We start from the raw sequence: 24,478 nt of genomic DNA on the forward strand, positions 1-24,478 counted from the left end.
ATGGGTCACATACGCGGGCCGATCGGCCTCATGGGGCAACCGCCTCATTCCCCCTCACATCTGTCCGGTCGGTGCACTGTTGGTCACTCATTGATCGCCGAGAAGCAAACATTTGTAAAGAGATGCCCTCAAAAGCAAGAAAAGGGATCTTTCTTCTTTACATGTGCATGAAGGATCGGTGAGGGTGGCGAATCGGGGCCCGACAGCCCCCGCGGCGCCCAACAGCGCCGCGCCGTAAGGCGGTTGGTGATCCCAGCCGCCCCTGTGCAAAGGAACCCAGTGCGTAGACCCCACATACGCCGCGTGGCGATCGCCGTTGCGGTGACGACGGCCGCCACGCTTCCCGGCCCCGCGTTCGCGTCGGCCCCCGACGCGCCCGCCCGCGTGGCGACTTCGGTCCCGTCGCCGGTGGCCGCCGCCAGGGCGGCGGCGTTCGCGCACGCCTCGGCCACCGGCGTCACCCCGGGTGACACCCTTCAGGTCAAGGACGTGATGACGGACCCGGACGGAAAGCAGCACGTCCGCTTCCTCCGCACCCACCGGGGCCTTCCTGTCCTCGGCGGCGACATGGTCGTCCACCTCGGCGAGCGGGGGCAGTACCTGGGCGTGACCCGGGCCGCCGACCACGTGGTGAAGCCGTCCACCGTCGAGGCGAAGCTGACGCCCGAGCAGGCGGAGCGGAAGGCCGAGGCCGTCGCGAAGGGCGACGCGGGCAGCGCCCGGCTCGTCGTGGACGCCCGGGACGGCGCCGCCGCGCTCGCCTACCAGGTGCTCGTCGTGGACAGCGACACCACGCGGACCGGCGGGTCCAGCACGGTCGTCGTGGACGCCCGCACCGGCGGGATCCGCAGCAACACCCCGAACGCCGACGAGTTCATATCGCCGTCCTTGGCGGACACCCTGCGCAAGCGGGGTGAGAGCGCGACCCCGCGCACCGGTACGGCCCCCGTCCTCTCCGGTCTCACGAGCGCGGCCGCGGCGGGTCACTACCCGGTCAAGGCCACCGGAAGCGGGGCCTCCCTCTTCGCCGGCAAGGTGGCGCTGACCACCACCCGGACAGCACGGACCAGCTATCTCCTGAAGGACCCGACCCGGTGGAACACCGAGACCCGGGACGCCAAGGGCCAGGAGCTGGAGTCCTTCGCGCGCGGCAGGACGTTCACCGACGCCGACAACAAGTGGGGCACGGGCACCACGGCCGCCCGGACCACCGCCGCGGTCGACGCCCAGTACGGCATCACCCAGACCCTGGACTTCTACAAGAAGGCCTTCGGCCGCAAGGGCATCAAGAACAACAGCGCCGGTGCCCGGGGAATGGTCCACTTCGGCAACAAGGTCGGCAACGCCTTCTGGGACTCGACGTGCGGCTGCATGCTGTACGGCGACGGCGACGGCGACCTGTTCAAGAAGCCGCTCGTCGTCCTCGACGTCACCGGTCACGAGCTGACCCATGGCGTCGTCGACGCGACGGCCGCCCTCGAACCCACCCGCGTCGACGAGGACGGAAACCAGTACGGCGAGCCGGGCGCCCTCAACGAGTCGCTCGCCGATATCTTCGGATCGAACGTCGAGTTCTCGGCGAACAACCCGAAGAACCCGCCGAACTACCTCGTGGGGGAGAAGCTGGGCCTCGCCCAGAAGTTCCTGCGCCGCCTCGACCACCCGTCCCTCGACCGGCTCGAGGAGACGATCGACTACTGGTCGCCCGCCGCGTACGACACCGAGGTGCACGCCGGCTCCGGCGTCTCCTCGCACGCGTACTACCTGCTCGCCGAGGGCAGCGGCCGCAAGACGGTCGGCGGCGTGACGTACGACTCGCCGACGTACGACGGTTCGCGGGTGACCGGGATCGGCCGCACCAAGGCCACCGCCATCTTCTACCGGGCACTCACCCGTTACATGGTCTCCACGACCGACTTCCATGACGCGCGCACGGCCACGCTCAAGGCCGCCGCCGACATGTACGGGGCGAACGGCACCGAGTACAAGGCGGTGGACGCGGCGTGGGCCGCCGTCGACGTCACGGTCGCCAACACCCCGGCCGCGGGCCGCTGACGGACACCCTGACGGATGACACGAGGGTGCCCCGCCGTGCGGCGGGGCACCCTTCGCCGTTCCCCGGATCAGTGCTGCTGCGTCTTCTGCGGTGTCGCCTCACTGGGACGTACGACCACGTAGCCCTCACCCTCCAGCTTCAGCTGTACGGCCTCGCCCGAACCCCCTCGGATCATCGAGCCGATCGACTGCGAGCGGTGCAGCGAGGTGCGCAGATGCGCTGTCCAGCCGACGACCGCGTCGGTGTCGACGAACACCGGCTGCTGCTGCGACACGGGAATGACCAGGGGGTTGCCCTCGCATATCAGGCCCAGGCTGCCGTGGCCGGTGAAGACGCTGTTGAACAGACCACCGCCGGTGATGCCCGCGCCCTTCACGGTCTTTATCTCGTACGACAACGAGGCGTCGAAGCACAGGACGTTGCGGCCGTTGACGGTGAAGACATCGCCCGGCTCGATGCCCACGATGAAACAGTTCTGCGCCTCGTGCGCGAACCAGGCCTCGCCCTGCCCCCGGACGCTCATCAGCGGAAGTCCCTCACCGGTGACCGCCCGCTTGAGCATCCCGCCTACGCCCTGGCCCTTGCGCTCGAACTGGAGACTGCCCCGGTAGGCGACCATCGCGCCCTGGCGCGCGAACATCTCGCCCTGGACGGCGTACTTGATGGACTTGGCGTTCTGGACGGTCATGCCCGCCGCCACGGCGGGCTGCACCAAGTGGTCACTGGAGAAGAGATCGCTCTGCATGTGGGCATCCTGTCGCGGAGGGTGAGGCTCCGCCAGAGGCGTGGCGATCTTGCGACAGGCGGTGACCGAGTCGCGACATGCCGAAGGCCGGCCCGGGTCGACCGGACCGGCCCACAAGGGAGTTGTCAGGCGACTTCGGACGCGCCGACGTGGCCGTGCAGCCGGTTCAGGACCTCGGCGAGCTGAGCGGCGACCTCGGCGTCGTCGACCGGGTGCGTCTCCGCGAAGCGGACCACGGAGCCGGGGACGGAGAGCTTGACGTCCTCCAGCACGGTGCCGCCGGCGATGCCCACGGCCTTGCGGGTCTCGTCCTGCGCCCAGACGCCGCCGAACTGGCCGTACGCGGTGCCGGCCACGACGACCGGCTTGCCGCCGAAGGCGCCGGCGCCGAACGGACGGGACAGCCAGTCGATGGCGTTCTTCAGGACGGCCGGAATCGTGCCGTTGTACTCGGGCGAGAAGAGCAGGAAGGCGTCGGCCGCGCCTGCCGCGGCGCGCAGCTTGGCGGCGGGGGCGGGCACGCTGCCCTCGACGTCGATGTCCTCGTTGTAGAAGGGGATCTCGGCGAGGCCCTCGTAGAGCTCGACCTCGGCACCCTCCGGGGCGAGCTTGACCGCCGCCTCGGCGAGCTGACGGTTGTGGGAACCGGCGCGCAGGCTGCCGACGAGCGCGAGGATGCGTACGGACATGGATATCTCCCGAAACTGGAAACAGTGAACCGATGAAACACTGCCGCAACAAAACGGACCGAAGTCCGCTTAAAGGTGTACCACCGAAGCGGACCGCAGTCCAGTTGAGGCTGTTGCCGTTACGCTGGCTTCATGTCCCATCCACTTCCGCCGTTTCCGAAGCGACCGGAATCCGCCGACGAGCCCGTCCTCATGCAGGTCACAGCCGTTGAGGACGCCCCGCTGCGCGCCGACGCCGCCCGCAATCGCGCGCGGCTGCTGGAGGCGGCCGCCCGGCTGGTCGAGGAGCAGGGAGTGGCCAGGCTCACGATGGAGGCCGTCGCCTGCGCGGCGGCGGTGGGCAAGGGGACCGTCTTCCGGCGCTTCGGCGATCGCACCGGCCTGCTGATGGCGTTGCTCGACCACACCGAGCAGCGATTCCAGGCCGCCTTCATCGGCGGTCCGGCCCCGCTCGGCCCCGGCGCGCCCCCGGTGGAGCGCCTGTACGCCTTCGGATGCCACGCCCTGCGCCAGACCTCCGATCAGCTCGATCTGTATCTCGCCGCCGAGCCCGAGGCCACTCGCCGCTTCACCTCGGCGCCGTACCGGGTCCGCTTCATGCATGTGTGCATGCTGCTGCGGCAGACGGGCTCCGGTTCGGGCGCGGACACCGAGCTCGTCGCCCAGACGCTCATGGGATACCTGGACCCCGCCCTGATCGGTCATCTGACCCGCCAGCGCGGAATGTCGCCGGAGCGCCTGGAAACCGGCTGGCGCGACCTGGTGGACCGGAGCGTCGCCCCGCGCCCTGCCTGACACCCGTCTGGCGCCGCCTCCCCGAGCGGGCGGACAATGCGGTCATGGGGCATCGTCTTGAGGACATGAGCGCACCCGCCCGGCTGGCCGGCCCGGGCGAGGCCATCAGCGCCGAGGAACTGGCTCTCGCCGCCCGGAACCACGGACTGCCGCTGGAGGCACTGCGGTACGACCTCACACCGCCGGGGCTGCACTATGTCCTGACGCACTACGACATCCCGTACGCCGAAGAGGCTTCCTGGCAGCTCGTTCTCGGCGGGTGGGTCCGGCGCCCGCTGCTGCTCGGACTCGACGAGCTGAAGGCGTATCCCGCGGTCAGACAGCGGGTGACCATGGAGTGCGCCGGCAACGGGCGCGCCCTGCTGACACCTCGGCCGGTGAGTCAGCCGTGGCTGGTCGAGGCGGTCGGGACCGCGGAATGGACGGGCGTGCCGCTGCGGGTGCTGCTCGCCGAGGCGGGCGTCGAACAGGGCGCGGTGGACGTGGTGTTCACCGGCGCGGATCACGGTGTCGAGCGCGGTGTCGAGCAGGACTACCGGCGCGCCCTTCCGCTGGACGTGGCGCGGGGCGACGACCCCGAGGTCCTGGTGGCGTACGCGATGAACGGCTCCCCGCTGCCGCCGCAGCACGGGCATCCCCTGCGGCTCGTGGTGCCGGGCTGGTACGGCATGGCGCATGTGAAGTGGCTCCGGGAGATCATGGTGACGGACACGCCGTTCCGGGGGTTCCAGCAGACCGAGGCGTACCGGCTGCGGCAGGACGCCGGTGAGGAGGGCGAACCGGTCACCCGGATCGCCCCTCGCGCCCTGCTGGTCCCGCCGGGCTTCCCCGACTTCATGTCGCGGGCGCGGGCGGTCCGGCCGGGCACGGTCACCGTGACAGGACGGGCCTGGTCGGGGCGTGCGCCGGTGACCGGCGTCGAGGTCAGCACGGACGAGGGGCGCTCCTGGTGCCCGGCCGAACTGGACCGGACGAACGATCACCGCTGGGCCTGGCGCGCGTGGCGCTTCACCTGGACGGCGACCCCCGGCCGCCATGTCCTCAGCGCCCGCGCCACCGACGCCGAAGGGCACACCCAGCCGCTCGAACAGCCCTGGAACCGGGGCGGCTTCGAGAACAACCTGGTCCAACGGGTCCCCGTGCTCTGCCTGGAGTCCGACGACGGCACGGGACACCGATGACGGCCTGTCACGCGGACAAGGACCTGCGACCACGCCGAACACGCCGATCACGATGTGTGACGCCACGGGAACGGGGGCAGGTCCCGCTCGGAACCTGCCCCCGTCCGGCCTTCGGCGCGATTCCCGTCAGTTGAACGGATCCAGCGTGACGAAGGCCTGCTGCGGATTGCCGTCGTTGACGAGGGACTCGTGGTTGCCGACATCGTCGAACGCGAACGCGTAGGCCCTGCCGTCGGCCATCTGCGCGTGGAGGTTGCGGGCGTACTGGTTGGTCACCGCGTCCGCGTAGAAGTTCGCGGAGGTGGTGTCCGGCTGACTGGGGTTGGTCAGGAGCGTGGTGCGGTTGAAGCCCGCGCACAGGGTGCGTGAAATGGGGCCGCGCACCAGGTCGTTGGGCGCGTCGAGCCGCTTGTAGCAGCCGAAGACGCTGTCCGAGTCGGGCTTCTGGAAGCTGGTGACGACCGCTCCCGAGCTGTTCGTGAAGTTCATGACGCCACCGGACACCCGGCCGAAGTACTTGGTGTTCGGCTGGTCGCCGAACGGCGTCACCGTCAGGGTCGACGAACTGTACTTCGTCCAGACGCGGTTGATGTAGTCGTCCATGACGGTGGCCGGAAGCGCGCCCGCCTCGATACCGTGCCCCGGGGCGAGCGCACGCAGGACCGTGCCGTCGGACCGGGTCTGGATGAGGTTCGCCCAGCCGCCCGGCTGGCTCCGCAGCGCGTTGAGGAAGCCGTTGTAGCCACCGGCCTTGAGATGGCCGGTGCTCTTCGTGGTCCCGTCGGCGAGCTTGACACCGACGGCGTACGGGGCGGAGAACATGTCGACCTGGGTGCTGTTGATCCACAGACCGGAGTCGTTGAGCGTGTACTCGGACCAGTTGAAGAGGATGTTGTGGTTCGGGTCGCTCGGATTCTGCACGGCGGGCTGCACCAGACCGCCGGTCGTCACCCGGAAGTCGAGCTTCTGCCCGAACGAGAAGTAGAGCCGTCCGGAGAACTTGGGGAGCCGGATCGTCTTCGACTGGCCGTTGGCCGGCCCCGTGATCGACGCGTCGGGCGCGGGCGTCGGCGGGTTGCCGCCCACCGGCCACGCGTGGAAGGTGCCGTTCGCGTCGGCCCAGCCCTGCTGTCCCGTCGACAGCTGGGTGCCGAGGTCGTATACGTAGACCTGCTCGCCGCGGCCGGAGTTGTTCGTGAACGTGAGGGGGATGGTCGCCGGGACCGCGGCTTCGGCGCGGGAGGGCGCGCCGAAGGTGAGCAACGCCGCCGAGAGCGTGGCCGAGGCCAACGCCCAAGCCGGCCATCTGGTGTGTACGCGCACTCTCTGCCTCCTTGATGTGGGGTTCAGTGAGGTGGAATCCGGCGGACGGGAATGGTCCGCTTCCTCTTGAGAGCGCTCTCAGGATTACGCCCGCGTGGCGTACATGTCAACGATTCACGCAAAGTTGGTCTGGTCCAACTTGCCTGTGCGGACAGTGCGTTCGGGTGAGGAGCGGGTCCGGGCGGCCCTTTGTCGTGTCCGGCAGTCCGGCCTGACCCCTGTTTCGGCTCGTTTCGGCTCGGCTCGGCTCGGCTCGGCTCGGCTCGGCTCGGCTCGGCTCGGCTTCGTGAACGCGGCGCAGCCGGTTCGGTCACGGCCATCGCCCATGACCCTTTGCCGTCAAAGGGGTTGACCGCGAAAAGTCTCCACTGGTTCAGTGGCTCATCCACTCAGCCACTCAACTACTTGCCCGGAGGGGGAAACGTGGAGGCTCTGCCCCGCGAGACCATCGTGGACGTCCTGGAGGACCGGCTGCGTACGGACATACTCGACGGCCGTCATCCGGCGGGGAGTTACCTTCCCCCGGAGCGACGGCTGGCCGACGGGTACGGCGTCACGCGGACCACGCTCAAGCACGCCTTCGGGCGGCTCGTGCAGGCCGGGCTGCTGGAGACGCGGCACGGAGTCGGAACCCGGGTGCGGGACTACGCCCGGCTCGGTGGAGCGGATCTCCTGCCCATGCTCGTGCGGCACGACGCCGGCTGGGTGCGCGAGGTGTTCGAAGTGCGGCGCGGGGTGGGCGCGTTGATCGCCGAGCGGGCCGCGGAGCGCGGCACCCGCGTGCAGCGGGCCGAGTTGAGCGCGCTGCTCGCGGCCGTACGGCACGCCGACGGCGCGGACGCGGTGCAGCTGGCCGATGTGGAGGTCCACCGCGCGCTGGCCCGCGCCACCGGCAACCGCGTCTACGTGCTGCTGACGAACACCCTCTTCAACGCCTACCTGCCCGTCCGCTCGCTGCTGAAGGCACCCTTCACCGACCCGGAGTCCGCCCACGAGAGGCTGGAGCCGGTGGTGGAGGCCGTGACCGCGGGGGACGCCCGGCGAGCGCACGCGGCGGCCGACACCTATCTGCGGGACACCGAGCGCATCATGCTGGAAGGCCTGGCGTGAGGGGCACGGTCTTCACCGAGTCGATGCTCGGCACGGTCCGCCTCGACGCCGAGGCCGGGGAGCGGCGCATCCGGCTCGACCTGTGCGCCGCCGCCGACCGGGTTCTGCTCCCGCACCGCACGACGCGGGCCCGCCTGACCGGCCGGGTGCGGATCGCCGGACGCGCCGACGACCGCCGCGTCGAGGGCGAGTTGGAGGTGTCGCCGATCGCCGGGCGGCGCATCCGCTACCGGCTCACGTTCACCGCCGACGGACGCCGCCTCACCCTGGACGGCTGGAAGTCGGTGACCCCGCGCCGTCCCGTCGCGTCGATGACCGTGCTGCCGTTCAGCGTGTACGAGGGCGACGAACGGGTGGGCGAGGGAGTCCTGCGCTTCCCCGTGGCCACCGGCCTCGCCCCCTTCCTGCTCAGCTTCCGCTTCCCGCGCCGGGAGAACCCCGCGGAACACCTGACCCCGCGATGGAACGGCTCCCCGGGCCGCACCGAGGTCTGGTACACCACCCTCACCGACCCGGCGAGCGGCACCGGAATCTGGCTGCACCACGAACTCACCGCACCCGCAGACGGATCCGAGCCCTTCGCCCATGGCTGGGCCGCGGTGTTCCCCCGCGAGGGCGAGGTACGGCACGCCCGCTTCGGACCCGTCCCCTGGACCCGGCCGACGGACGGATTCGCAGCCGAGGGTGTGACACATCGAGCCGGACAACTGACCGGCGCGGCGGGTGACTTCCACTGGAGACTCACCGAACAGCCGCAGGGGCCACCGCTGTTCACCTTCCCCCGCTGGTCATGGCGCCGCCCCGTGCTGCCCGCCGCCCAGATGCTCCCGGCCGACCGAGCCACGTACGAGGGCGAGATCTCGTACGGGGGAACCACCTTGAACCTGCGCGGCGCACCAGGCGCCTCGGCCCGGATCTACGGACACGGCAACGCGCACCGGTGGACCTGGCTGCACGCGGACCTCGGCGACGGCGACGTCCTGGAGATCGTCGCCGCCGTCTCCACCCGGCCCGCGCTGCGACGCCTGCCCCCGCTCGTCTTCCTGCGCCTGCGCCGCGGCGGCCGAACCTGGCCGCGGCGGCCGGAACGCTCGGCGATCGGCCGGCTGGGACTCGGACGCTTCCGGGCCGCCTTCGGCCTGCCCGAATGGACGGTCACCGGCCGGACGGCGCTGCGCCGCATCCGCGTAGCGGTGAACCAGCCCGCGGAGCGGACCCTCACCCTCGAATACCGCGACCCGGATGGCGCCCGCGCGGTATGCCGCAACAGCGAGTCCGCCGACGCCCGGATCGTCCTGGAACGCTGGTGGGGTCACTGGCGCCCGGAAGCCTCCTGGGTACTGGACGCCACCGCGCACGCAGAGTCGGGCGACCGATGACCGCCGACGGGCTCGTCGCCGCGCTGCTCGCCGACACGGGCGACGCCGAGTGGCTCGCCCGCGTGCCGCACCGCCTCGACGCGGTGCTCGCCGCTCTGCCCCGGCCCGCCCGCGCCGGGGTGCGCACCGCCGTAGCCGCCCTGGAGACGTACACCGTGGCGCGCACCGGCAGGCGCCTGGCGGCACTCGGCCCCGACGAACGCGAGAACGTGCTCCGCTCGCTGGCGGCACGACCCCGGCTCGCCCCGCTGCTGGACCTCCTCAAGGTTCCCGTGCTGCTGGCCGCGGGCACCGAACGGATGCCGGTCGCGCCCGCACCCGGCACGGCGCCGGTGGATCCGCCCCTCGACTGCACCCCGGCGGAGGAATGGCCGGCCCGCAGCACCGCCGACGTCATCGTCGTCGGCTCCGGCGCGGGCGGCGCGATGGCCGCACGGACCTTCGCGCTCGCCGGACTGAACGTGATCGTCCTGGAGGAGGGCCGGCACCACTCGACCGCGTCCTTCGGCCGCCGGGCACCCCTCGACCGGTTCACCGAGCTGTACCGGGACGGCGGCGCCACCGTGGCCGTCGGCAACCCACCGATCCTGCTGCCGGTCGGCCGTGCGGTAGGCGGCACCACCGTGGTCAACTCCGGCACCTGCTACCGCACTCCGGACCATGTCCTGACGCGCTGGAGCGACACGTTCGGCTTCGGGCTCGCCGACGCTTTCGGACCCTGCCTCGACGAGGTCGAGCGAACCCTGCGCGTGGCCACGCAACCCCTCGACGTCCTCGGAAACAACGGGCTGCTCACCCTCACCGGCGCCGAACGGCTCGGCTGGCGGGCCGCCCCGCTGCGCCGCAACGCCCCGGGCTGCAAGGGCTCGTGCCAGTGCGTGGTGGGCTGCCCCACCGGCGCCAAACAGAGCGTGCAGCTGTCCGTCCTGCCCGCCGCCTGCGCCGCGGGCGCCCGGATCGTCACCGGCGCGCGGGTCCGCCGCATCCTGCTGGACCACGACGTACCGGGCCCGCCCCGCGCCGCCGGAGTCCGGGTCCGCCGCTTCGACGGCAGCGAACTGGAGATCCTCGGCCCCCTCGTCGTGACCGCCGCGGGGACACTGCGGACACCGCCCCTGCTGCGCCGCTCGGGTCTCGGCGGGCATCCCCGACTGGGCCGCAACCTCAGCGTGCACCCCGCCACCAGCGTCGCCGGACGCTTCGCCGAGCCGGTGACGGCCTGGCGGGGCGTGCTGCAGAGCGTCGGCGTCGAAGAACTGCACGCGCGCGGGATCCTCGTCGAGGCGACCGCGAGTCCACCCGGCATGAGCGGCTTCGTCCTGCCCGGCCTCGGCCGGGAACTGCGGCGCGAACTGGAGGGCGCCGACCATCTGGCGACCCTCGGCGCCATGATCGCGGACCGCCCCTCCGGACAGGTCCGGGGCCGGGAGAGGACACTCGTCCGCTACGACCTCGACCCCCGTGACGGCGACCGCCTGATGACCGCCGTACGCGCCATGGGCCGCCTCCTCTTCGCCGCCGGGGCGGAGGAGGTCCTCACGGGAGTCCCGGGCGCGCCGCGGGCCAGGTCGCTCGACGCGCTCGACGGACTGCTCGCCTCCGTGCGCGCCCGCGACCTGCACGTGTCGGCGTTCCACCCGACCGGCACGGTGGCGGCCGGCGCCGATCCGCAGCGGGCACCCGCCGACCCCGAAGGCAGGCTGCGCGGAGTGCGCGGAGTCCTCGTCGTGGACGGCTCGGTCCTGCCGGGCTGCCCGGAGGTCAATCCGCAGCTGAGCATCATGGCGGCGGCCCTGGCGATCTCGGACGCGTGGCTCGACGGCGCACGGCACGGGCGCTGACGTCGCGTGCGCCACCCCAATGGGCCCCCGCAGTTCGCCGTCGCCCGGCGCGGCACGGAGCATGAGGGAGTCCGTACGGCAGGAAAAGGACGAGCCCCCGTGCCCCGTACGGCAGGAAGAGGCGAGCCCCCATGAGCAGACGCGTTCCCCACGGCCGGAGCGGATCACGGCGTATCGCTGCCCTGCTGTCCGCGATCGCGTGCGGCTCCGTTCTCGTCTCGTGCGGCTCGGACAACGGCGGCGACGGCAGCACGGCCTCCATCACCCCCCGGCCCACGCCGCCGAACGCGTCCAATTTCACCGGGACACCGCCGTCCGCCATCGCCTCGGCCGCCTCCTCGATCATCGAGTCCGCGACCGGGCGGGCGTCGTCGGCGGCCGCCTCCGTCTCGGCCCGGGCGTCCGAGTTCGCGGCGTCGGTCTCCGCCGACACCGCCCGCGCCTCGGCCACGGCCGAGAAGCAGCTGAAGAACGTCCAGGGCAGCGGCAACGCCACGTCCGACGTGAGCATGACGGGCCTGCCCACGTCGCAGACGGGCGGACTGCGTGCCGTGGTCGTCACCATCACCAACAACTCCGGCAAGACCGCGTCGTACGCCGTGCAGGTCGACTTCAAGAACCCCGACGGCAAGGTCGTGCAGACGTCGTTCGTCGGGAAGGAGAACCTCGAGCCGGGGAAGAAGGCGCAGCCGGTCGTGATCAGCAGGCAGCCCGCGGAGCCCCAGCTGACCCCGGTCCTGGCGAAGGCCCAGCGGTACTGACGAGCCCCCGGCGGGCGAGAGCGACATCGGGCGCCCGCCAGCGCGCTGACGGGGTGTCAGTCCTCCCGGACAAGGTGCACCGCCGTGCTGGACCAGTCGCCCGCCGGCAGGTCGAGGTCGAGCCCGTACTCGCCGAGCACCGTGGAGTGGTGCTCGGCGCCGGTGCGGGCGTCGCGGTAGCGGCCCCCGGGGGTCAGGCCGCGCGGCCGGACCGGCAGCCTCGGCGCGCCGTGGCGGGAGACGCGCCGGTAGGCGAGCAGCAGGGTCTCCGAGGCGTCCGCGGCGGTGTACTGCACCACGCAGACCGAGTCCTCGGAGGGCGGTGACAGCCGGTCCAGCCAGCCGTGCTGGACGAGATGGCGGACCTTCTTGTACGTGGCGACGAGGTCGGCCCCCTCGCGTCGTTCCTCCTCGGACCAGCGGGTGAGATCGCCCCCGATGCCGAGCGCCCCGGCCATCGCGACATGGAAGCGGAAGCGCAGCGGGACCGTACGGCCGGTGAGCTGGTTGGGTACGTCGGTCACCCAGGCGCCCATCGTGCGGGCGGGGTAGATCTGGCCGTAGCCGTGCTGGATCCCCATCCGGTCGGCGGCGTCGGTGTTGTCCGACGCCCACGCCTGGTCCGTGCGGGCCAGGATGCCCAGGTCGACCCGGCCGCCGCCACCGCTGCACGTCTCGATCCGCAGCCCTGGATGGTCCGCCCGCAGCCGGTCGAGGACGCCGTAGAGATTGCGCACGTACGCGGGGCCGAGACGGTCGGCGCCGTCCTGCCGGCCGGGCCAGCCGGCCTCGCTGAACGCGCGGTTCATGTCCCATTTGAGGAAGTCGATGCCGTGGTCGCCGACCAGCCGGGTCAGCCAGCCGTGGGCCCAGTCGGCGACCTCGCGACGGGCGAAGTTGAGGACCAGCTGGCTGCGCAGCTCGGAGCGGGGGCGGCCGGGGAAGTGCAGTACCCAGTCGGGGTGTTCGCGGTACAGGTCGCTGTCCGGGTTCACCATCTCGGGCTCCACCCAGAGGCCGAAGCGCATCCCGAGCCCGTGCACCGCGCGGACCAGCGGGGCCAGCCCGTCCGGGAAGCGGTCGGACGCCGGTGTCCAGTCGCCGAGGCCCGCCCGGTCGCTGCGGCGCGCCCCGAACCAGCCGTCGTCGACGACGTAGAGCTCCACCCCGAGCGCCGCCGCCCGCTCGGCGAGCGCCTTCTGCCCGGCCTCGTCGACGTCGAAGCCGGTCGCCTCCCAGGAGTTGTAGAGCACCGGGGCGAACTCGTCGGCATGGGGCAGGACATGGGCCAGGACGTACGCGTGCCAGGCGCGACTGGCCGCGCCGAAGCCGCCGTCGGTGCACAGTCCCGCGAACGGGGGAGTGGCGAACTCCTCGCCCGGCGCGAGCGGCACGGTCGTGCCGTCCTGGCCGGGGCCGCCGGTGAATCCGGCCCGCCCGTCGGGGGTGCGCTGCACGGTGACGCGCCAACTCCCGCTCCACGCGAGGGCGGCGCTCCACACCCGCCCGTGGTCCTCCGTCGCCTCACCCGCGTCGAGCATCAGCCACGGGTTCGCGTGGTGGCTGGTGATCCCGCGACGGCTGGTCAACACGGTCTCGCCGTACGGCAGTCGGTCGCGGCGCAACTGGCTCTCGGCGGACCACTGGCCCGTGGCACGGCTGAGCCGGTAGTCCCGCAGCGGCGGCAGGGTCCAGGCGGCGGAGTCGGCACGGAGCAGGGTGACGGGCTCGTCGCCGTCGTTGCGGACGACGGTCCAGCGCTCGATGACGTCCGTGTCCTCGCGCACCCGGTAGTGGAGCGCCACCCGCAACGGGTAGCGGCGGTCGCGGAACGACAGGGCCAGCTCGCCCTCGTCGGCATGGTGGCCGGTCGGCTGCCACTCGAAGGCGCGGGAGCCGTCCGCGAACCGCACCTGCAGTGACGGCGGCCCGTAGCGCGTGCCGCCGTCGACGGGCAACTCCTCCCCGACGGGCGGTCTGCCCTCGAAGCTGCTGGCCTCGGGCGCGGGTGGCACGGCGAGCTCCCCGGCCTCCGCCGGCGTCAGCCGTGGGCCCCACGCGACATGGCAGGGCGCTCCGGTCCCGTCGATCCGCAGCGCGTACGAGGTGCGCGGTGTGGACAGCAGCCAGACCCCGGTGTCCGGGGCGAAGGAGATCGGCGACATGGGTCCTCGCGTTCGGGTGGTGCTCACGTACGAGACAGGGGAAAGCCAACCCTGACCTTGGATCGTGTGTCAATGGGTGCTCGCACTCCTGAATTCACAGGTCACAGATGCCTCATGGAGCATCCTCAACGGAATCCTGTTTCTTTCATTGACAGCAGAAAATAAGGGCCATAGGTTCCGGCCATGCGCTCGACCTCTCTCACCGAGGCGTTCCCGGCCCACACGCCGGCCGCTTCCCAGATCTTCACCACCGTGCTGTCCCACGGCCCGCTCACACGGTCGGAGATAGCGGGGCGGACCCACCTGTCGGCGGCGGCGGTCACCAAGGCGGTCCGGCCGCTGATCGAAGCCGGCTACCTCGTGGAGGACACCGCCGAGGACGCACCGCAGCCCGTCCTCGGGCGGCCCGCCAACCCGGTGCGGGTCGACGGCGGGAGGGCCCTGTTCCTGGGGATCAAGGTGACGGGCGACGAGCTCATCGCCGTACTCACCGATCTGTGCTGCCGCATCCGGGTCGCCCGCCGCGTTCCCCTCACCTCCCGCGAACCCAAGGCGGTACTGACCTCGGTCGCGGGGCTCGTACAGGAACTGCTGACGGAGGCGGACGGCTTCGGGGTGCAGGTCCGAGGGCTCGGCATCGCCGTCTCGGGTGACGTGGACCGGGCGGCCGGGGTGGTGCGCTACTCGCCGTTCCTGGAGTGGCACGACGTTCCCCTCGCCGAACTGGCCGCGACCACGACCGGACTGCCGGTCACCCTCGACAACGACGTCCGGGCGCTGACGGTGGCCGAGCAGTGGTTCGGGGCCGGGGTGGGGCTGTCCGACTTCGCGCTGGTGACCGTCGGCGCGGGCATCGGCTGCGGTCTGGTGGTGCACGGACAGGTGGTGGCGGGAGCGCACGGCGTGGCCGGTGAGATCGGGCACGTGACGATCGACCCGGCCGGTCCCCGCTGCCACTGCGGCAACCGGGGCTGCGTCGAGGCGATCGCCTCGGACCCCGCGATCGTCGGCCGGATCCGGGAGGTCACCGGCGCGAACGTCGCCGACGCCACCGAGGCCCTGGCCCTCGCCCACGACGGCGACCCCGGCGCCCGGGAGGTGTACGCCCGGGCGGGAGCGGCGATCGGCCGGGGCATCGCGACCGTGGCCAACCTCCTCGGCCCCGAGCGAGTGATCATCTCCGGCGAGGGCCTGGCCGCCTACGACCTGTTCGCCGAGCAGATCCGTGACGCGTTCGCCGCGGCCGCCTTCGGCTCGGCCGCGGACTGCGACGTACAGACCCGGCCGCTGCCCTTCGAGGAGTGGGCGCGCGGGGCGGCGGCCACCGCCATCCAGTCCTTCATCACCTCGGACGCGCGCTGAGGAGCACCACGCCCTGAGGGGCGGGCGCGCGCCGAACAGCGCACACGCACGGACCAGCACGTACTGAAGACCAGCCACGTACTGAAGATCAGACATGTACGGACACGCGTGAGGAGCAACAATGACGCAGCAGAGCCGCAATCCCCTGGCTGCGCGTGACCCGGGCCGTCGCCGAGTGGTCGGCGGACTGTTCGGACTCGGCGCCGCCGCGCTGGCCGCGCCCGTCCTGACCGCCTGCGGCGGGGGAGCGGGGGCCGACCCGAAGACGGTCACCTTCGGATCCAACGGCGCCGACGCCACCCCCAAGAAGGCCTACGCCTCCGTCACCGACGCGTTCGCCAAGGACAGCGGTCTGACGGTGAGGACGAACACCGTCGACCACGACACCTTCCAGAAGAGCATCTCCACCTATCTGCAGGGCACCCCCGACGACGTCTTCACCTGGTTCGCCGGCTACCGCATGCAGTACTTCGCCAAGAAGGAGCTCTGCAGCCCCCTCGACGACGTGTGGGACAAGATAGGCGCCGGCTTCAGCGACGCCACCAAGCAGCTCTCCCGCGGCGAGGACGGCAAGTACTACTTCGTGCCGCTGTACAACTACCCGTGGGCCGTCTTCTACCGCAAGAGCCTGTTCAAGGAGCGCGGTTACCAAGTCCCGCAGAAGTGGAGCGAGTTCATCGCGCTCGCCAAGCGGATGAAGAAGGACGGGCTCTCCCCGATCGCCTCCGGCTACGGCGGCGGCGACAGCTGGAGCATCCTCGGCGCCTTCGACTACGTGAACCTGCGGACCAACGGCTACGACTTCCACATGTCGCTGATGCGCGGCAAGGTCTCCTGGACCGACAAGCGCGCCCTCGCCACCCTCGACCACTGGCGCGAACTCGCCCCCTACTACCAGCAGGGCGCCGCCGGCCGTTCCTGGCAGGACGCCGCCCAGTCGCTGCTCGACAAGAAGTCCGGGATGGCCGTCATCGGCCTCTTCCTCGGACAGCAGATCACCGACGAGAAGATACGCGCCGACATCGACTTCTTCCCCTTCCCCGAGATCGACGCCGCGCACGGTCAGGAAGCCGTCGAGGCCCCCACCGACGGCTTCATGCTCAGCCGCCGGCCCAAGAACGAGGCCGGTGCCAAGAAGTTCCTGGAGTTCCTCGGCGGCGCCCACGCCGAGGAGCTGTACATGGGCGTCGACCCGAGCAACCTCGCCGTCGACGAGAAGGTGAGCACCGGCTCGTACAGCGCGCTCCAGAAGAAGTCCGCCGAGCTCATCGCCTCCGCCAAGCAGATCAGCCAGTTCGCGGACCGCGACAGCGACCCCGGCTTCATCTCGACCGTCGTACTCCCCGGCCTGACGCAGTGGCTCAGTCACCCCGACGACGGCTCGGGAACACTGACGAAGATCGAGTCCCAGCGCTCGCGCTTCTTCACCGCCTGACCAGGACCGGAAAGGTCGCACGCACCGTGTCCTCCGCGCCCACCACACCCCCCGCCCCGCGGGGCGCCCGCCCGCGCCGCCTCGGCACCGGCGACCGGATCTTCCTCACCGTCATCATCGGCATCCCGCTGGCGGCCCTGCTCCTCTTCGTCTGGCTGCCCGCGCTGGCCTCCCTGGGGCTGTCCTTCACCACCTGGGACGGCATCGACCTGGCCGACATCCACTGGACCGGCCTGGACAACTACAAGGAGATCTTCACCAACTACCCGCCGTTCTGGCCCGCGGTGCGGCACAACGTGATCTGGCTGCTGTTCACGGCCCTGCTGCCGACACCGTTCGGCATCTTCCTCGCCTACCAGCTCGACCGGAAGATCCGCTTCACGAGGATCTACCAGACAGCCATATTCCTGCCGATGGTGCTCTCCCTGGCCGTCGTCGGCTTCATCTGGGAGATCATCTACAACCCCGACACCGGGCTCCTCGACGGCATCCTGGGCGCCGCCGGATCCAGCCACCACATCGACTGGCTCGGCAACCCCGACCTCAACCTGTGGGCCGTCCTGGTCGCCTCCAGCTGGCGGCACACCGGATACATCATGATCCTCTACCTGGCCGGCCTGAAGGGCTTCGACCCGGCGCTCAAGGAGGCCGCCGCGCTCGACGGCGCCAACGGACGCCAGACCTTCCTGCGGGTGGTCTTCCCGGCCCTGAAACCGGTCAACGTCATCATCCTGGTCATCACGGTCATGGAGTCCCTGCGTTCCTTCGACGTCGTCTACGTCCTGGGCGGCGGCGTCGGAAGCAAGCCGGGCATGGAGCTCCTGTCCCTCCTCATCACCGACAACATCATCGGCGAGTCCAGTCACATCGGTTACGGGTCCGCCCTCGCGGTCGTCCTGCTCGTGGTCTCCCTCGCGGCCATCGGGACCTTCCTCGTCCAGAACTTCCGCAAGGAGGACCAGTGACCACGACCGTGCCGCGCCCGGCCTCCCGACCGCGGACCCGGCGCGCGCAGCCGCCGCCGAAGACCCCGTCCGGGCCGCGGCGCCAGACCGGCCGCCATCTGATGCTGGGCGGCATCGCCCTGCTGTGGCTCGTACCGCTGCTGTGGGCCGTGTACACCTCGCTGCGGCCCTACTCGGACACCGCGAAGCACGGCTATCTCTCCTGGCCCCACAGCATCGGCCTCGGCAACTTCAGCGATGCCTGGAGCCAGTCCGGGATGCCGCACTTCTTCTGGAACTCCGTCCTCATCACGGTGCCGTCCGTCCTGTGCACCCTGCTGTTCTCGGCCGCGGTCGCCTTCTTCGTGTCCCGCTTCGACTTCCGCTGGAACATCGCCTTGCTGATGCTGTTCACCGCGGGCAACCTGCTCCCGGCACAGGTCCTCATCACCCCGCTGTACCGCCTCTACCTCCTCATCCCGCTGCCGCAGTGGATGAGCGACTCCCTCCTCCTCTACAACTCGGCCTGGGGCATCATCGCGATCCACATCGCCTACCAGTCCGGGTTCTGCACCTTCGTCCTCAGCAACTACATGAAGACGATCCCGAAAGAGATCTCCGAGGCGGCGCTCGTGGACGGCGCCCCCGTCTGGCGCCAGTTCTTCCAGATCATCCTGCCGCTGTGCCGCCCCGCGTTCGCGGCCCTCGCGACCCTCGAATCGATCTGGATCTACAACGACTTCTTCTGGCCGCTCGCGCTGATCGAGAGCGGCGACAAACGCCCGGTCACCTCCGCCCTGGCCAACCTCCAGGGCGCGTACTTCACCAATCCCAACCTCATCGCGGCCGGTGCCCTGATGACCGCGATCCCCACCCTCCTGGTGTACTTCGCGCTCCAGCGCCAGTTCATCAGCGGACTCACCATCGGCTCCGGCAAGGGCTGAGCCGCCCCAACCCTGAACCCCCCCACAGGAGGCGCGACCCATGCGGTCATCCTCGTATTCCGTCCTGCCCGCACGCACCCTGAGAACCGTGGTGGTGTTAGCCCTCACGGCAGGCCTCGCGGCGACCGTCCCGGCGGCACAGGCCAAGACCCCGGTGCCGCGCGAGACCCCCGCCACCGCCCCCGTCACCACCTCTGTCGCAGCCAAGCCGTACATGGGCTGGTCGAGTTGGAGCATGCAGTCGTCGAAGTACCCGGGCCTCAACCCGGACGGCGACTACAGCTACCTCACCGAGGCGAACGTCCTGAAGCAGACGGACGCCCTCGCCGCCAAGCTGAAGAACTACGGCTACGACCATGTCAACATCGACGCCGGCTGGTGGATGGACAAGACCTGGAAGACGGGCTTCGACCAGTACGGACGCCAGAAGCCCGACCCGGGCCGATTCCCGCACGGCATGAAGTCGGTCGCCGAGCACATCCACTCCAAGGGCCTCAAGGCCGGCATCTACCTGCCCGTCGGCCTGGAGAAGGGCGCGTACGGCGACGGCAGGACGCCGATCTGGAACGCCCCCGGCTGCACCACCGCCGACGTCGCCTACCCGGACCTGCGCACCACCAACGGCTGGGACAACGCGTACAAGCTGAACTTCGACAACCCCTGCGCGCAGAAGTACATAGACTCACAGGCGCGGCAGTTCGCCGACTGGGGCTACGACTTCCTCAAGCTGGACGGTGTGGGTCCTGGCTCCTTCAAGTCCGGTGACAACTACGACAACGTCCCCGACGTCGCCGCCTGGCAGCAGGCCATCTCCGCCACCGGGCGCCCGATCCACCTCGAACTCTCCTGGTCGCTCGACATCGGCCACGCCGCCGACTGGAAGAAGTACTCCAACGGCTGGCGCATCGACACCGACGTCGAGTGCTACTGCAACACCCTCGTCACCTGGGAGAACTCGGTCGACGACCGGTGGGACGACGCCCCCGCGTGGAGCCGCAAGGCGGGCCCGGGCGGCTGGAACGACCTGGACAGCCTCGACGTCGGCAACGGCGAGATGGACGGCCTCACCAAGGCCGAGCGGCAGAGCTACATGACCCTGTGGGCCATCAACAAGTCGCCGCTGTTCACGGGTGACGACCTCACCAAGCTGGACAGCTACGGCGTCTCCCTGCTGACCGACAAGGAAGTCATCGCCGTCGACCAGAACGACTCGCCCGTCGCGCGTCCGGTCACCACCGTCGGCGACCAGCAGGTCTGGGGCGCCGAGAACGCCGACGGCACCTACACCGTCGCCCTGTTCAACCTCGCCGACTCCCCGGCCTCCGTCACCGCCCAGTGGGCCTCCCTCGGATTCACCGGAAGCGCCTCCGTGCGCGACCTGTGGAACAAGGCGAACCTCGGGACCTACAAGAACAAGATCACCGAGGCGCTGCCCGCCCACGGCTCGCGGCTGTTCACCGTCAAGCCCGGCGTCGGCACGCCGACCACCACGGGCTACGAGGCCGAGTCCGCCGCCAACACCCTGTCGGGCAACGCCTCGGTCGCCGGCTGCGACGCCTGCTCCGGCGGCAAGAAGGTCGGCAACCTCTACACCGGCGGCAAGCTGCGGTTCAACGACGTCACGGTGAAGAAGGACGGCATCTACACCGTCCAGGTCGCCTACGTCAGCGGCGACCCCCGCTCGGTGACCGTCTCCGCCGACAGCGGCAACGGCACCAGCGAGAAGTTCCCCTCCACGGGCGACTGGAACACGGCCGAGACGGTCAGCGTCCAGCTGGCGCTGAAGGCGGGCTCCAACACGATCACCTTCGACAGCGGCAGCGGATACGCCCCCGACATCGACAGGATCGTCGTTCCGCAGTCGGTCTGAGTCACGTAGTCGCATTCCTGGTCGGGCAGCCGGTTCTCAGTCTCAGCAGCCGGTTCTCGGTTCAGGGGTCGGTTCCCAGTTCAGCAGCCCGTCCGACCCGCTTCCCGCGGGGCCCGGTGACCCGACCCGGGCCCCGCGGGGACCCGCAGCACGCCGACGGTCCGCAGCCGTCGTTCCAGCATGAGCAGCTCCCGGATATGGAGTGCAACACCGTGGACGTTCAGCACACCGCAGCATGCGACAAGACCCCCAGCCGCAGAGGCTTCCTCGCCCTCGCCGCCGCAGCCGGCGCGGCCACCGCACTGGGCGGTCTGCCCGCCTTCACCGCCTCGGCGGCCCCCCTGCGCCCCACCGCATCGCCCATGCTGTCCGCGGCCGACGCCGCGAAGAACCAGCTGTGGTGGGGGGCTCCCGGCTCCGCCACGTCGATGATCGAGCAGGGGCTGCCGGTGGGGAACGGGCGCCTCGCGGCGCTCGCGAGCAACGACCCCGCCGACGAACTCCTGATGATCACCGACGCCACCCTGTGGACCGGAGGTCTCAACGACAAGCTGCAGAGCGACGGTCAGTTCCCGTACGGCCGCGACGACTTCGGCTCCCTGACGATGCTGGCCGAACTCACCGTCGCCCTCCCCGCCCACGACCTGGGCAACGTCGACAACTACCGGCGCACCCTCGACCTGGCCCAGGGCCTGATCAGCACCTCGTACGACGTCTCCGGCGTCACCTACCGGCGGCAGATCCTCGCCAGCCGACCCGACGACGCCATCGTCCTGTACTTCTCCCAGCAGGGCGGCGGTTCCTACACCGGTACCGTCTCCCTCGCGGGCACCCACGGCGAGTCCACCACCGCCGACAGCGCGGGCCGCTACGCGTCGTTCGGCGCCTCCTTGGCCAACGGCCTGAAGTACGGCGCCGCCGTCACCGCGTACAGCGGCACGGGCAGGGTCCGCGTCGACGGCACGTCGATCGCGTTCAGCGGCTGCAAGGACCTCACCGTCGTCGTCAGCGGCGGTACCAACTACGTGCCCGACGCGGCGACGAAGTTCCGCGACCCGTCCCTGGCCCCGGAGCGCCTCGCCAGGACCAAGGTCCTGAACGCGGCCGGTCATTCGGCGACCACGCTGGTGCACACGCATGTCGCCGACTTCCGGGCCGTGTTCGGACAGCTGGACATCGACCTCGGCAGGTCCTCCGCCGCGCAGCGCGAACTGGACACCTTGGAGCGGCTGCGGGCGCGCCACCGGGACGACATCCCCGACCCGGAACTGGAGGCCGCCTACCTGCAGTTCGGCCGCTACCTCATGATCTCCGGATCCCGGGGGAGCCTGCCGATGGGCCTCCAGGGCCCCTGGCTGGACGGCAACGACCCGGACTGGATGGCCGACTTCCACACCGACGTCAACCTCCAGATGAACTACTGGATGGCCGACCGGGCGGGTCTGTCCGACTGCTTCGACGCCTTCGCCGACTACTGCCTCGTACAGCTGCCCGACTGGACGGAGGTCACCCAGCGGCTGTTCAACGACTCCAGCAACCGGTACCGCAACTCCAGCGGAAAGATCGCCGGCTGGACCGTGGCGATCTCCACCAACCCCTATGGCGGGGGCGGCTGGTGGTGGCATCCGGCCGGCAACGCCTGGATCTGCCAGAGCCTGTTCGAGCACTACGAGTACACACAGGACCGCGCCTACCTCAAGAAGATCTACCCCCTCCTCAAGGGCGCCGTGCAGTTCTGGGAGGCCCGCCTCATCACCACGACCGTCACCGACGCGTCCGGGACCGAGCGCGAGGTCCTGATCGCCGACAGCGACTGGTCGCCCGAACAGGGCCCGCTCGACGCCAAGGGCATCACGTACGCCCAGGAACTGGTGTGGAACCTCTTCGGCAACTACCGCACCGCGACCGAGGTGCTCGCCAAGGACGCCGCCTACCGCAAGACCATCGACGGTCTGCGGACGCGCCTCTATCTGCCCGTGGTCAGCCCCAAGACCGGCTGGCTGGAGGAGTGGATGTCTCCCGACAACCTCGGCGAGACCACCCACCGGCACCTCTCCCCGCTCATCGGTCTCTTCCCCGGCGACCGGATCCGTCCGGACGACTCCACGCCGAAGGACATCCTCGACGGCGCGACCGCCCTGCTCACCGCGCGCGGCATGAACAGCTTCGGCTGGGCCAACGCCTGGCGCAGCCTGTGCTGGGCGCGACTGAAGAACGCCGAGAACGCCTACCAGCTGGTCGTCAACAACCTGAAGCCGTCGGTCAACGGCAGCAACGGCAGTGCGATGAACCTCTTCGACATCTACGAGGTGGAGACGGGCCGCGGCATCTTCCAGATCGAGGCGAACTTCGGCACCCCCGCGGCGATCGTCGAGATGCTGGTCTACTCACGGCCCGGACACATCGAGCTGCTGCCCGCCCTGCCCGCCGCCTGGGCCGCATCCGGCTCGGTGTCCGGCGTGGGCGTCCGCGGCGGCTTCGTCGCCGACATCGGCTGGAAGAACGGCAAGGTGACCGCGGCCACGCTGAAGAGCGTCGGCGGCCGCGAGACGACCGTCGTCGCGGGCGGTGCCTCGCGCAAGGTCAGCCTCAAGCCCGGCGAGTCCGTCACCCTGCGGGGCCTCGGATGAGCGGCGCCCGGTTCCGCCGCCGCGCCGTGGGCGTCCTATCGGTGCTTCTCCTGGCGGTCTGCGGACCCCTGACCGCCGCGGCGGCGGCGCAGCCGGGGGCCTCGTCGGGCATGCCGTCGACGCCCGTCGCCGTGTCGCGGGCGCAGCACTCCGTGGTCACCTGGGGCGCCAGTGCCGACCGGCAGGGCGCGGGACCCGCCGACCGCAGCTACCGGCTGATCGTGCGCACCAGCGTCGGCGGCACGAACATGCGGATCCGGCTGTCCAACGCCTTCGGCGAGCACCCGGTGACCTTCGCGAGCGCGTACGCCGGGCTGCGGAAGCAGGGTGCGGAGCTGGTCCACGGCTCCAACCGGCGGCTGTCGTTCGGCGGGGCCGCGTCCGTCACCGTCCCGGCCGGCGAGACCGTGCTCAGCGACCCGCTGCCCGGAAATCTCGCTGCCCAGAGCGACTTGGTCATCAGCCTGTACGTGACCGGCGCCCAGGGACCGACGACCGGCCACGGCATGGCCATGCAGACCAACTACGCGACCGCGGGCGACCACGCGGCCGAAGAGGGCGCGGCCGACTGGACCGATCCGGTGGGCTCCTGGTACTGGCTGGACGCCGTCGACGTCGAAACGTCCGCGGCGGTCGGCTCGGTGGTGACCCTCGGCGACTCCATCACCGACGGATGGGCCTCGACCACCGACCAGAACCGCCGCTGGCCCGACTATCTGTCGCGGCGGCTCCAGGCCGCGTCCGGGCTCACCGTGAAGGGAGTGGCGAACGAGGGGATCTCGGGCAACAAGGTGCTCGCGGACGGCGCCGGGCAGGCCGCTCTGAACAGACTCCAGCGTGACGTCCTCTCCCAGCCCGGCGTCCGCACGGTCTTCCTCTTCGAAGGCATCAACGACATCAAGGCCCGTTCCGGTGTCACGGTGGACGACATGATCGCCGGCTATCGGCAGGTCATCGACCGGGCCCACGCGGCGGGCAAATGCGTCGTCGGCGCGACCGTCATGCCGTTCAAGGGCTGGTCGGAGTACGACGCCGCCTCCGAGGCCGTGCGCCAGGGCGTCAACGACTGGATCAGGAACAGCGGCGCGCTCGACGCCGTGACGGATTTCGACAGGATCACGCGCAGTCCGTACGACCCGCGGCTGATCCTGCCGTTCTTCGACGGCGGCGATCACCTGCACCCCAACGACAAGGGGATGCAGGCGATGGCCGACGCGGTGGACCTCAAGAGCCTGGCGTCCTGCTGAA

Annotated in this window: 18 protein-coding genes; 14 read left to right on the forward strand and 4 right to left on the reverse strand. The window is 70.6% G+C overall.

The window, feature by feature from the left end:
• The first annotated feature begins 279 nt into the window (after nt 1–279).
• The gene (locus ACFYW8_RS05145; protein WP_389068032.1) at nt 280–2,055 is read left to right on the forward strand and encodes a M4 family metallopeptidase; all 1,776 of its coding nucleotides are present in this window, start codon (nt 280–282) and stop codon (nt 2,053–2,055) included.
• Nucleotides 2,056–2,123: 68 nt separating this feature from the next.
• Here the strand turns inward: ACFYW8_RS05145 and ACFYW8_RS05150 are convergent, their stop codons facing one another.
• Both ACFYW8_RS05150 and ACFYW8_RS05155 read right to left on the reverse strand, forming a co-directional pair.
• Complete coding sequence (locus ACFYW8_RS05150) at nt 2,124–2,801, reverse strand: AIM24 family protein (RefSeq protein WP_389068033.1); 678 nt, start codon at nt 2,799–2,801, stop codon at nt 2,124–2,126.
• A gap of 125 nt (nt 2,802–2,926) precedes the next feature.
• Entirely contained in the window at nt 2,927–3,490 is a 564-nt protein-coding gene (locus tag ACFYW8_RS05155; protein WP_365876094.1) for an NADPH-dependent FMN reductase, read from the reverse strand.
• 132 nt (nt 3,491–3,622) lie between these two features.
• Here ACFYW8_RS05155 and ACFYW8_RS05160 point away from each other — a divergent pair, with 132 nt between their 5' ends.
• Nucleotides 3,623–4,285: a helix-turn-helix domain-containing protein gene (locus ACFYW8_RS05160; RefSeq protein ID WP_365876096.1), complete on the forward strand. Its 663-nt coding sequence runs from the start codon at nt 3,623–3,625 to the stop codon at nt 4,283–4,285.
• A gap of 44 nt (nt 4,286–4,329) precedes the next feature.
• Complete coding sequence (locus ACFYW8_RS05165; protein ID WP_389068036.1) at nt 4,330–5,466, forward strand: sulfite oxidase; 1,137 nt, start codon at nt 4,330–4,332, stop codon at nt 5,464–5,466.
• Between the two features lie 126 nt (nt 5,467–5,592).
• Here the strand turns inward: ACFYW8_RS05165 and ACFYW8_RS05170 are convergent, their stop codons facing one another.
• Complete coding sequence (locus ACFYW8_RS05170) at nt 5,593–6,789, reverse strand: glycoside hydrolase family 64 protein (RefSeq protein WP_389068038.1); 1,197 nt, start codon at nt 6,787–6,789, stop codon at nt 5,593–5,595.
• Nucleotides 6,790–7,212: 423 nt separating this feature from the next.
• Between ACFYW8_RS05170 and ACFYW8_RS05175 the strand changes: the two genes are divergently transcribed.
• The 4 genes from ACFYW8_RS05175 to ACFYW8_RS05190 all read left to right on the forward strand — a co-directional run bounded on the left by ACFYW8_RS05175 (nt 7,213) and on the right by ACFYW8_RS05190 (nt 11,880).
• Entirely contained in the window at nt 7,213–7,899 is a 687-nt protein-coding gene (locus ACFYW8_RS05175) for a FadR/GntR family transcriptional regulator (protein ID WP_389068040.1), read from the forward strand.
• Entirely contained in the window at nt 7,896–9,278 is a 1,383-nt protein-coding gene (locus tag ACFYW8_RS05180; RefSeq protein ID WP_389068041.1) for a hypothetical protein, read from the forward strand. Before ACFYW8_RS05175 ends, ACFYW8_RS05180 begins: the two co-directional genes overlap by 4 nt.
• Nucleotides 9,275–11,119 (forward strand): GMC family oxidoreductase N-terminal domain-containing protein, encoded by a 1,845-nt coding sequence (locus tag ACFYW8_RS05185; protein WP_389068044.1) that lies wholly within the window; start codon nt 9,275–9,277, stop codon nt 11,117–11,119. Before ACFYW8_RS05180 ends, ACFYW8_RS05185 begins: the two co-directional genes overlap by 4 nt.
• A 131-nt stretch (nt 11,120–11,250) precedes the next feature.
• Complete coding sequence (locus ACFYW8_RS05190) at nt 11,251–11,880, forward strand: hypothetical protein (protein ID WP_365876107.1); 630 nt, start codon at nt 11,251–11,253, stop codon at nt 11,878–11,880.
• 56 nt (nt 11,881–11,936) lie between these two features.
• Here the strand turns inward: ACFYW8_RS05190 and ACFYW8_RS05195 are convergent, their stop codons facing one another.
• Nucleotides 11,937–14,045, reverse strand: a complete 2,109-nt coding sequence (locus ACFYW8_RS05195; protein WP_389068047.1) for an alpha-galactosidase — start codon at nt 14,043–14,045, stop codon at nt 11,937–11,939.
• Nucleotides 14,046–14,228: 183 nt separating this feature from the next.
• Here ACFYW8_RS05195 and ACFYW8_RS05200 point away from each other — a divergent pair, with 183 nt between their 5' ends.
• From ACFYW8_RS05200 to ACFYW8_RS05230, 7 genes are all read left to right on the forward strand, one after another.
• Nucleotides 14,229–15,407 carry an ROK family protein gene (locus ACFYW8_RS05200; protein WP_389068050.1) on the forward strand — a complete coding sequence of 393 codons (1,179 nt, stop codon included), beginning with the start codon at nt 14,229–14,231 and terminating at the stop codon, nt 15,405–15,407.
• A 121-nt stretch (nt 15,408–15,528) separates the two neighbouring features.
• Nucleotides 15,529–16,842: an ABC transporter substrate-binding protein gene (locus ACFYW8_RS05205; protein ID WP_389068052.1), complete on the forward strand. Its 1,314-nt coding sequence runs from the start codon at nt 15,529–15,531 to the stop codon at nt 16,840–16,842.
• Between the two features lie 26 nt (nt 16,843–16,868).
• Complete coding sequence (locus ACFYW8_RS05210) at nt 16,869–17,807, forward strand: sugar ABC transporter permease (RefSeq protein WP_365876116.1); 939 nt, start codon at nt 16,869–16,871, stop codon at nt 17,805–17,807.
• Nucleotides 17,804–18,730 (forward strand): carbohydrate ABC transporter permease, encoded by a 927-nt coding sequence (locus ACFYW8_RS05215; protein WP_389068055.1) that lies wholly within the window; start codon nt 17,804–17,806, stop codon nt 18,728–18,730. Before ACFYW8_RS05210 ends, ACFYW8_RS05215 begins: the two co-directional genes overlap by 4 nt.
• A 40-nt stretch (nt 18,731–18,770) precedes the next feature.
• A complete protein-coding gene (locus tag ACFYW8_RS05220; protein WP_389068057.1) occupies nt 18,771–20,600 on the forward strand; it encodes an alpha-galactosidase D in 1,830 nt (609 codons plus the stop codon).
• Nucleotides 20,601–20,797: 197 nt separating this feature from the next.
• Nucleotides 20,798–23,230, forward strand: a complete 2,433-nt coding sequence (locus tag ACFYW8_RS05225) for a glycoside hydrolase N-terminal domain-containing protein (protein ID WP_389068059.1) — start codon at nt 20,798–20,800, stop codon at nt 23,228–23,230.
• Nucleotides 23,227–24,477: an SGNH/GDSL hydrolase family protein gene (locus ACFYW8_RS05230; RefSeq protein ID WP_389068062.1), complete on the forward strand. Its 1,251-nt coding sequence runs from the start codon at nt 23,227–23,229 to the stop codon at nt 24,475–24,477. Before ACFYW8_RS05225 ends, ACFYW8_RS05230 begins: the two co-directional genes overlap by 4 nt.
• Nucleotide 24,478 lies beyond the last annotated feature (1 nt).

This window comes from Streptomyces sp. NPDC002742 (assembly GCF_042888885.1).
Lineage (GTDB): Bacteria > Actinomycetota > Actinomycetes > Streptomycetales > Streptomycetaceae > Streptomyces.

What these genes read in the sequence shown, in the direction of transcription:
- ACFYW8_RS05195 (WP_389068047.1), bottom strand. Translation starts at nt 14,045, where the DNA reads ATGTCGCCGATCTCCTTCGCCCCGGACACCGGGGTCTGGCTGCTGTCC.
- ACFYW8_RS05190 (WP_365876107.1), top strand. Translation starts at nt 11,251, where the DNA reads ATGAGCAGACGCGTTCCCCACGGCCGGAGCGGATCACGGCGTATCGCT.
- ACFYW8_RS05200 (WP_389068050.1), top strand. Translation starts at nt 14,229, where the DNA reads ATGCGCTCGACCTCTCTCACCGAGGCGTTCCCGGCCCACACGCCGGCC.
- ACFYW8_RS05230 (WP_389068062.1), top strand. Translation starts at nt 23,227, where the DNA reads ATGAGCGGCGCCCGGTTCCGCCGCCGCGCCGTGGGCGTCCTATCGGTG.
- ACFYW8_RS05150 (WP_389068033.1), bottom strand. Translation starts at nt 2,801, where the DNA reads ATGCAGAGCGATCTCTTCTCCAGTGACCACTTGGTGCAGCCCGCCGTG.
- ACFYW8_RS05160 (WP_365876096.1), top strand. Translation starts at nt 3,623, where the DNA reads ATGTCCCATCCACTTCCGCCGTTTCCGAAGCGACCGGAATCCGCCGAC.
- ACFYW8_RS05225 (WP_389068059.1), top strand. Translation starts at nt 20,798, where the DNA reads ATGGAGTGCAACACCGTGGACGTTCAGCACACCGCAGCATGCGACAAG.
- ACFYW8_RS05165 (WP_389068036.1), top strand. Translation starts at nt 4,330, where the DNA reads ATGGGGCATCGTCTTGAGGACATGAGCGCACCCGCCCGGCTGGCCGGC.
- ACFYW8_RS05155 (WP_365876094.1), bottom strand. Translation starts at nt 3,490, where the DNA reads ATGTCCGTACGCATCCTCGCGCTCGTCGGCAGCCTGCGCGCCGGTTCC.
- ACFYW8_RS05205 (WP_389068052.1), top strand. Translation starts at nt 15,529, where the DNA reads ATGACGCAGCAGAGCCGCAATCCCCTGGCTGCGCGTGACCCGGGCCGT.
- ACFYW8_RS05220 (WP_389068057.1), top strand. Translation starts at nt 18,771, where the DNA reads ATGCGGTCATCCTCGTATTCCGTCCTGCCCGCACGCACCCTGAGAACC.
- ACFYW8_RS05185 (WP_389068044.1), top strand. Translation starts at nt 9,275, where the DNA reads ATGACCGCCGACGGGCTCGTCGCCGCGCTGCTCGCCGACACGGGCGAC.